The 202-nt window shown below is 54.5% G+C and carries 1 pseudogene; it reads right to left on the bottom strand.

The window, feature by feature from the left end:
• Positions 1 to 125, bottom strand: a pseudogene (locus AC4IHP_RS27970) (transcriptional regulator HexR); the annotation flags it as partial.
• Between the last annotated feature and the right edge of the window lie 77 nt (positions 126 to 202).

Below are 202 nucleotides of genomic sequence, written 5' to 3'. Positions count from 1 at the left end.
GGCTGGAAATCCACGCCACGGCGCAGGGTCATTCCCGTTGCCAGCACATCCAGCACCGTTAACTGAATGATCCGCGAAGTCATCGGCATATAAATGTCGGTGTCTTCCGGCAGCGGAATGTTCAGGCTCCCACACTGGATCTTCAGTGAACATTGAATTTGTGTTCAAGACAGATTCCCTGTGGGAGCGGGCTTGCTCGCGA

This window comes from Pseudomonas sp. UF-293 (assembly GCF_058245595.1).
This window is presented reverse-complemented; position numbering and strand designations above follow the sequence as displayed.